The sequence below is a fragment of the Hyalangium sp. genome, assembly GCF_035629615.1.
GTDB lineage: Bacteria > Myxococcota > Myxococcia > Myxococcales > Myxococcaceae > Hyalangium.
Genome location: NZ_DASPHO010000585.1, coordinates 1 through 4,455, shown reverse-complemented (window position 1 = coordinate 4,455; position 4,455 = coordinate 1). Strand labels below are relative to the sequence as shown.

Genomic DNA, 4,455 nt, shown 5'->3' with positions numbered 1-4,455 from the left:
CAGAGATCCTCGCTTCGCGCGTGAGTGGGAGGTGCTCGCCCGCGTGCGACATCCCAGCGTCCCGCGCCTGTTTGACTCCGGGGACTGGCAGCACCCGGGCGGCACTCTCTACCCGTTCCTTGTCATGGATTGGGTGGACGGTGCCCCGCTCTATGACTGGGCCCGCCAGCACTCCCCCTCCTCCCAGCAGGTGCTCCCGCTGCTGGCCCAGCTCGCTCGCGCCCTCCAGGCCGTCCATGCCAAGGGCTGTCTTCACCGGGACGTCAAAGGTGACAATGTCTTGGTGCGCCGCTCCGACAGTCGCGCCCTGCTGATCGACTTTGGCTCTGGCTTCTACCTGGACGCCCCTACCCTCACCCCCGACATCTTGCCGCCGGGCACTCCGGCCTACCGCTCTCCGGAGGCCTGGCTCTTCGAGCTCCAGTTCTTCCGCGACTCCAAGGCCCGCTACTCCGCTCAGCCCACCGATGACCTGTACTCGCTGGGCGTCACCGCCTACCGCCTCGTCACCGGCCAGTACCCCGAGCTCGGCGAACCTTCCCAGGATGAGGCCGGCACCTGGCACGTGGAGGGCCTCGCCTCTCCCCCTCCGCTCGCTCTCAACCCTCGTGTCGACGTGCGGCTCAATGCCCTGATTCTCCGCATGCTCTCGGTGCGCCCCGAGCAGCGCGGCACCGCGCAGGTGCTGGCCGAGGCGCTGGAGCAGGCCGCGCAGCTCTCCCTCCCCGAGAGCACCCGCTCGCTCTTCGTTCAGGAGGCTTCACTGGCGGCGGACTTGGGTGCGCAGGCCGCTGGCACTTCCGGGCTCGCCCCTCTCCCACCGGCCCATGAGATTGTCGCAGCGCAGGCTCAGGCTCCCGAGGTGTCCTCTCTCACGCTGAGCCCTGCTGAGCGTGTCAGCCCCTCCGTGCACAGGCGGCCCTGGCGGCTTCGGTTCGCGACGGCTGCCGCGCTCCTGGCGCTGGGCGCCTGGGTCGGGTGGCTCACTCCCAAGACGTTCCCGGAGCTTCCCTCTCTCGTCAGGCACGAGGTGGGCGGGGCCCGCCTGGAGGAGAGTGGTGAGACAGGGCTCGGCGACGATGCGGCGAGCGCAGCCATGGCCGCCTCTCCCACTCCCTCCATGCCAGGAGTGCAGGGCCAGAACACACTCCCCGAGCCGCTCCCGGACCAAGCGCGGCCCGATGCGAAGGGACGATGCCCTCACCCGTGGCAGGTCTCCCTCAACGGAGGCTGTTGGGTGAAGTTGAAGGTGCCGCGCGAGGAGCGCGAGAAGTGTGAGGCGATCAAGGGCTCCTGGCTCCAGGGCACGTGCTACGTGCCCGGCCCCCTCCAGGAACGTCACCCCACCTCCCACCCCGTGCGCGAACAGTGAGCCTCCAGCTGCGGCTTCAGGGAACCGCTTCCTGCGCCTCACACCGCAATGTGGCAGTTCTACGAGGCGTACCGGGGCGAGCAAAAAGTGTCACCACTGGTGACACCATTCCTGAGCGCGCGCACATGGCCGTGCGCCCACTGCACTCAGTCCCGGTGGCGTTCGGCCTCGCGGTAGAGGTGGGTGAGAGAAAAGTCCAGCAGCGACTGGCATGAGCGCATGTACCGCCAGGCCCGGAGGAACGGCAGCCAGACGCGGTTGCCGACGCGAACCTGCGCCTCCGCTCGGCGATGATGCAGCGAGCGCAGCCCTGGTGGCCTCCCCTACATCCTCCGTGCCAGGAGTGCAGGCCGAGGACACACTCCCCGAGCCGCTCCCGGGCCAGGTGCGGCCCGATGCGAAGGGACGATGCCCTCACCCGCGGCAGGTCCCCCTCAACGGAGGCTGTTGGGTGAAGGTGAAGGTGCCGCGCGAGGAGTGCGAGGCGCTCAAGGGCTCCATGCTCCAGGGCACGTGCTATGCGCCCGGCCCCCTCCAGGAACGTCAGCCCACCTCCCACCCCGTGCGCGAGCAGTGAACCTCCAACTGCGGCTTCAGGCGTGGCGAGTGCGTGATCGACAGAGTTCTCTTCCTTCTTGAGCCGCTGGTTCTCCTCGCTGAGCGCCCGCTGTTTCTTCAGGGTGTCGTAGGGTTCGGAGAGGACCGCGTTGTAGCTGTCGGGGTTCTTGAACACGTTGACCTGATGGTCGGTCCACCCCCATTCCTCAAAGCTCTTCGGCTTCACGATGAGAAGCTTCGCATGAAATCTCCGAATCGCGCCCTTGCTCTCTGGTTGCCGGTCATTCTCACGGGCCTGATGGGGGGCTGTTCCAGGGGAGCCCGCGTCACTACGACTCGTGCTCTCGCGCCGCTCGCCGTGACTGACCCGAATCTGAACCCCACGACCGACCCGAACCCGCCTGCCTCCGTGGCCCAGGCTGCTGGAACCTGCTGGAACTCGATGAGCTGCTGTATCCAGAATCACCCCTTCACCTTCGTTGAGAGCTGCGGTGCTGATCCCTTCGAAGCGGCGAAGATCCTCGAAGCCCTGGGACAACTTGAAGCCGTCGCACGGGCCTTGGAAGCGACGGGGCGTCTTCCGAAGTGGAAGAAGGAGTGCATCGACAACTACGTTGTATGCCAACAGAGAAAATGGGTCGGCAACTGTTACGACTGCCTCCGGCGCTGTGAGGGCCAGCACAAATGGCCGGAGGACATGTGCTACGACCCGCGCGAACAGAACTAGGCTTACGCTCATGACCAGCAAGGTTGCTTGGGACCCTATCCGGGCACTGGCGCAGCAAGTGCTGGAGCGGGGCGAGCCGCTCGAACTCTCGGACGACGTGCGAGCCCTGTTGCGGCGTTCTGCTCGGGAAGTGGCCATCCCGACCGAGGACGTGAAGCAGGCTCTCCGCAGTCCACGCACGGCCACGGCCTTGCTACGGAAGATCCGGCAACGCCTCAACGCCGGTTCTCGCAGGTTTGGGAGCGCCCGGAGACGCGCCTACCGCTTGGAAGAGGCCGGGGACCTGGACGGAGCACGGAAGGCGATGGAAGCCGTGATCGCGGTCGAGGTCGTGCCGCTCTACCGCAAGCGGGCTAAGAACGTGCTGGCCAGCATCGCCCGGCTCCAGAAGGTTGCGAAGACGGGGCGAGTGGATCCGAAACTGTCCGAGCACTCTCAGCTCTTGAGCCTTCTGCACCGCCTCGATCAGGGCAAGCCCTTGAACCTCACCATGGGAATGCGCGCCTTCCTACGCCATGCCGCCTCGGAAGTGGCCATCAGCCAAGCCGAGACGAAAGAGGCTCTGGCGAGTCCCACGAGTGCAGGGGCCTTGCTCCGGAAGATCGTGGAGCGCAGGCGGAAAGGAACGAAGCGGCTGACGCGTGCTCTCGTGGGGATGATGGCCCTCCGAGACGCGGGCGACCTCGAAGGAGCCCGCCAACAGATGCGCGACCTGCTGGCCGTGGAAGTCGTACCGGTGTACCGCCGCGCCGCCGAGGAGAACCTAGCGGGCCTGGACGAACCGCCCCCGGCACCGTAGCGCCCCCGACCGCGCATCCATGCAGGGCGTCCCCTTCCCGTTCGCGTGGGGGGCATCCACGAGCCACCGCACTGAGGACCGACGAGAGGCGCGGGGGGGAATTATCGCTTAATCGTTTTGAGGCTGGATGCTCGCTTGGGTCCCCCGACGCCGAAGGGCGATTTCCCTGGGGGGCGATACCCCGCCTCCCCCTCCTCCCTCCAGGCTACTCCCCAGCCAACTGCACCCAAGATCGCCAGCCATCCGGCCCCCCGCGCCCCTGCCCGGAAAGCCTGTCCGACCGCCCCGTGTACCTCCTGATTAGGAGCAGATGCGGCGAGGTGCCTTGTCATTTCAAGTTCAAGGGCATCCCGGTCAATGACGTGGCGACGCTGGTCGCGGCTCTGAAGGCCCTGCTCCCCTCGGGGCCCGAGGTGCCCGGGGTGGCCTTCTCAACCCCCGCGTGGACGTGCGGCTCAATGCCCTGATCCTCCGCATGTTCTCGGTGCGCCCCGAGCAGCGCGGCACCGCGCAGGAGTTGGCCAAGGCGCTGGAGCAGGCCGCGCAGCTCACCCTCCCCGAGAGCACCCGCTCGCTCTTCGTTCAGGAGGTATTGCCCCCGGCGGACTCAGGCCCGCAGGCCGCTGGCACTTCCGGGCTCGCCCCTCTCCCACCGGCCCATGAGATTGCCGCAGCGCAGGCTCTGGCTCCCGAGGTGTCCTCTCTCACGCTGAGCCCTGCTGAGCCTGTCAGCCCCTCCGTGCACAGGCGGCCCTGGCGGCTTCGGTTCGCGACGGCTGCCGCGCTCCTGGGGCTGGGCGCCTGGGTCGGGTGGCTCGCGCCCAAGACGTTCCCGGAGCTTCCCTCTCTCGTCAAGCACGAAGGGGACGGGACCCGCCTGGAGAACAGTGGCGAGACAGGGCTCGGCGACGATGCGGCGAGCGCAGCCATGGCCGCCTCTCCCACTCCCTCCATGCCAGGAGTGCAGGGCCAGAACACACTCCCCGAGCCGCTCCCGGA

Annotated in this window: 5 protein-coding genes and 2 pseudogenes; 6 read left to right on the top strand and 1 reads right to left on the bottom strand. The window is 67.5% G+C overall.

The window, feature by feature from the left end; genetic code table 11:
* A partial coding sequence (locus VD972_RS29560; protein WP_324992109.1) for a serine/threonine-protein kinase occupies nucleotides 1-1,372 on the top strand: 1,372 nt, incomplete at its 5' end.
* Between the two features lie 313 nt (nucleotides 1,373-1,685).
* Complete coding sequence (locus VD972_RS29555) at nucleotides 1,686-1,949, top strand: hypothetical protein (RefSeq protein ID WP_324992108.1); 264 nt, start codon at nucleotides 1,686-1,688, stop codon at nucleotides 1,947-1,949.
* Nucleotides 1,950-2,030: 81 nt separating this feature from the next.
* Here the strand turns inward: VD972_RS29555 and VD972_RS45590 are convergent.
* Nucleotides 2,031-2,105, bottom strand: a pseudogene (locus VD972_RS45590) (hypothetical protein); the annotation flags it as partial.
* A gap of 9 nt (nucleotides 2,106-2,114) precedes the next feature.
* Here VD972_RS45590 and VD972_RS29550 point away from each other — a divergent pair.
* The 4 genes and pseudogenes from VD972_RS29550 to VD972_RS29535 all read left to right on the top strand — a co-directional run.
* Complete coding sequence (locus VD972_RS29550) at nucleotides 2,115-2,657, top strand: hypothetical protein (protein ID WP_414654152.1); 543 nt, start codon at nucleotides 2,115-2,117, stop codon at nucleotides 2,655-2,657.
* A gap of 10 nt (nucleotides 2,658-2,667) precedes the next feature.
* Nucleotides 2,668-3,456: a DUSAM domain-containing protein gene (locus VD972_RS29545; RefSeq protein ID WP_324992106.1), complete on the top strand. Its 789-nt coding sequence runs from the start codon at nucleotides 2,668-2,670 to the stop codon at nucleotides 3,454-3,456.
* Nucleotides 3,457-3,776: 320 nt separating this feature from the next.
* Complete coding sequence (locus tag VD972_RS29540; RefSeq protein ID WP_324992105.1) at nucleotides 3,777-3,923, top strand: hypothetical protein; 147 nt, start codon at nucleotides 3,777-3,779, stop codon at nucleotides 3,921-3,923.
* A gap of 8 nt (nucleotides 3,924-3,931) precedes the next feature.
* Nucleotides 3,932-4,455: pseudogene (locus VD972_RS29535) on the top strand (hypothetical protein); the annotation flags it as partial.

What these genes read in the sequence shown, in the direction of transcription:
- VD972_RS29550 (WP_414654152.1), top strand. Translation starts at nt 2,115, where the DNA reads ATGGTCGGTCCACCCCCATTCCTCAAAGCTCTTCGGCTTCACGATGAG.
- VD972_RS29545 (WP_324992106.1), top strand. Translation starts at nt 2,668, where the DNA reads ATGACCAGCAAGGTTGCTTGGGACCCTATCCGGGCACTGGCGCAGCAA.